The organism is Synechococcus sp. R6-10, from assembly GCF_047461815.1.
Taxonomy (GTDB): Bacteria; Cyanobacteriota; Cyanobacteriia; order Thermostichales; family Thermostichaceae; genus Thermostichus.
In genome coordinates this window covers 1-2,824 of sequence record NZ_JANSHW010000075.1, presented here as the reverse complement: position 1 = coordinate 2,824, position 2,824 = coordinate 1, and the positions used below count along the sequence as shown (strand labels likewise).

Sequence of the window (2,824 nt, the reverse complement as noted above, 5' to 3'; positions counted from 1 at the left end):
TGCACATCCATCCCGATCCTGCGCAATCCTACCGCAGTGGCAAGTCGTTCAAGTGTGGGCACTGTGGATGGGGAGGGGATGCGGATTTGAATGGTGCAAACGTAATTGCGCTTTTGGGGGCTGTCGTAAACCAGCCTAGGGGTTCGGGCCTGTTTTGTTCTCTGGCAGAGCAGAGCAGGCTCAGGGCTACTGAAAGCCCGCTCCGTACCGCTTAGCGGTCGGAGTCGGGTAGTTTACGAGCTTCTGGCCGCTCGGTTCGGGCAGGCTGTAGGCAGCTTGATGAGGAGAAACCGGCAATGTCTTACTCAACCTCTTACTCCGTGTCTTACTCGAAAATCTTTTTCCCAGTTTGGGTGGCGGGGCTGCTGTTGTTGATCGGCGGTGGGATCCTGTTTGGCCTGTTGCGGGCTTTTGGGCTACCTATTGGGGAGCTGGCCGACTGGGCCATTGGGATCGCCAGCTTTTGGTGGCTGGTGGTGATCGTCACCCTTCCCTGGAACCTCTACTTTCAGGCCAAGGCCGTTCAGCAGGAGGCGGTCGTGTCTCAGGAACGAGGGATCCCGGTGGAAGATTCAACCTTGGCTTTCCTACAAAAGCTCAGCCGCTGGTCGTTGCGCGTGGCCATTGCCCTGCATGGGCTGTCGGCTCTAGCTTTCTATGGCTTGGCCGTTGGGCAAGTCACCCCCATTGGCTACCCCAGCGCCGTGGCTGCGGTGTTGTTAACGGCTCTGCGCCCGGCCATCCGGGGCTACGAGTATTTGGCCGACCGCTTGGCCCAGTTGCAAGGGCAAATCCGCATCCCTCGCGAAGATGCCCTCGAGCTGGCGGAACGACTAGAGCAGTTGCAGCGCCAAGTCGAGCAGTTGCAGGAGCAATGGGATCCCGGCAAGCCCGGTTCTTGGGCCCAACAGGAGGAAGAAACCCGGCGCTACCTGCGGCAGGAGCTGGCCGCGCTCAAAGCCCAACTGGAACAGTTCCGGGCCAGCAACGAGCTGGAGCACAGGCAATTGCGCCAGGAGACCCACCAAGCTGTGGCTCAGCTCAGTGTGGATAGCCAGTTTCTCGGCCATGTGCGGGAGATTCTTCGCTTTATCAAGGAAGCTTAGCGGGATCCGTTGTTCAGTCCTTCCAACTGGGCGGCAAATTGAGAAGGAACCAGCTTGGTGCCCACGCCGGCATCGGTCAGCAGCTCCAGCAATAGGGAATGAGGGGATCCTCCATCCAGAATGTGGGCCGCCCGCACCCCTTGTGCCAGGGCGCGAATGCAACACTGCACCTTCGGGATCATGCCGCCCTTGACGACACCGGCTTGGATCAACTGGCGAGCCGTCTCGATATCCAGCAACGTAATCAGAGAGCTGCGATCCTGAGGATCTTTGAGAATGCCAGGGGTGTCGGTGAGCAAAATCAGCTTTTCTGCCCCCAGAGAGGCCGCCAGTTCTCCCGCCACCGTATCGGCGTTGATGTTGTAGGCTTGGCCCGTCTCATCGGCAGCCACACTGGAGATCACCGGAATCTGTCCACCTTCCAATAGGGTTTGCAGCAACTGGGGGTTGATACTGCTCACTTCCCCAACAAAGCCAATCTCCGCCCGGCCCTGGGATCGCGCCTTGATCAAGTTGCCATCTCGCCCGCACAGCCCCACCGCCGATCCGCCGGCCAAGCTGATGAGCTGCACGATCTGCTTATTGACCTTGCCCACCAACACCATCTCCACTACTTCCATGGTGGCGGCATCGGTAACCCGCAAGCCATCCACAAACTTGAAGGGAATGTCCAGTTTTTGTAGCCAACTGTTGATCTCCGGCCCCCCCCCATGCACCAACACCGGGCGGATCCCCACACAGGCCAGAAAGACGATGTCTCGGAGCACCTCGGCCCGTCGCTCTTGGTGCACCATGGCTGCGCCGCCGTATTTGATGACAATAACGCGGCCCTGGTACTGCTGAATGTAGGGTAAAGCCTCGATGAGGATCTGCGCCCGCGTAAGGGGATCACAGGCCGACCCAGTCGCCTCAGAAAGGGAAGAGTTGGTTTGCACTGCTGTAAGTCCCTAGAAGTCCAGAAAACCTGACCCAGAGTATCGCATTCTGCAGATCCTCAGGTATGGAACGGGATCGCCAGCAAAGGCAATAGGGACAACCCCAACCAGGCCCAACCCCGAATGGAAGAAGAATGGGGTAGGGGATCGACGGGCCCTGACTCTGCCTGCTGCAGCAGGGCATCGATACGCTCCTGCAGCCGTTGCCCTGAGTCTGAACTCACGGCCATTGCAAAGCCAACCCAGGCCGCCGCCGGTTGCTCCACCACGCCATAGCCCACCACCTGCAGCAGGGCCTCTCCCAACAGCAAGGGATCCACCCGTTGGGCCGCCCAGCGATCCGCCCGCAGTTCCCGCAGAGTGAGCAATTCCTGCCAGAGGGCCTCGGTGTTGGGCAGCCAGCCGGTGAGGCGTCGCAGCCAGCCCACCCCAAACATCCACAGGGTGTCGCGGTAGTGGCGATGGGCTTCTTCGTGAGCGATTACAGCCCGCAAGTGCTCATCATCCAACTGCTCCAGCAGGCCGCGGCTGACCACCAACTGGGCATTCCACACCCCCACTTGAGCAGCAAAAGGAATCTCCAAATCCAGCACGTAGGCCGGAGAGCCATGCAAATCCACCTGGGCCAGAGCTTGCAGATGGGCACGTCGATAGGAGCGCCAGTATTCCCAAATCCAGTGCAAGGCCACGCCGCCGGCCACGGCCAGCAACAGCAGGGCACAGCCGTAGCAGAACCAGCCCCCCACCCCGGCCATTTGTCCCCACGGCCCCATCCAGGCCAAG

3 protein-coding genes and 1 pseudogene are annotated in these 2,824 nt (G+C 60.2%); 2 read left to right on the top strand and 2 right to left on the bottom strand.

What is annotated here, in order from left to right; translation table 11 throughout:
- Together NW837_RS02555 and NW837_RS02550 are read left to right on the top strand one after the other, a co-directional pair.
- Nucleotides 1-215 (top strand): annotated as a pseudogene (locus NW837_RS02555) (RNA-guided endonuclease TnpB family protein); the annotation flags it as partial.
- 81 nt (nt 216-296) lie between these two features.
- The gene (locus NW837_RS02550) at nt 297-1,106 is read left to right on the top strand and encodes a hypothetical protein (protein ID WP_414329129.1); all 810 of its coding nucleotides are present in this window, start codon (nt 297-299) and stop codon (nt 1,104-1,106) included.
- Here NW837_RS02550 and argB read toward each other — a convergent pair.
- Complete coding sequence (gene argB, locus NW837_RS02545) at nt 1,103-2,041, bottom strand: acetylglutamate kinase (protein ID WP_414329128.1); 939 nt, start codon at nt 2,039-2,041, stop codon at nt 1,103-1,105. The two genes, NW837_RS02550 and argB, sit on opposite strands and share 4 nt — an antisense overlap.
- Nucleotides 2,042-2,100: 59 nt before the next feature.
- Nucleotides 2,101-2,824 (bottom strand): M56 family metallopeptidase (locus NW837_RS02540; RefSeq protein ID WP_414329127.1); only part of this gene is annotated, 724 nt, incomplete at its 5' end.

Excerpts from the sequence above, each read along its gene's own strand:
- NW837_RS02550 (WP_414329129.1), top strand. The coding sequence starts at position 297 with ATGTCTTACTCAACCTCTTACTCCGTGTCTTACTCGAAAATCTTTTTC.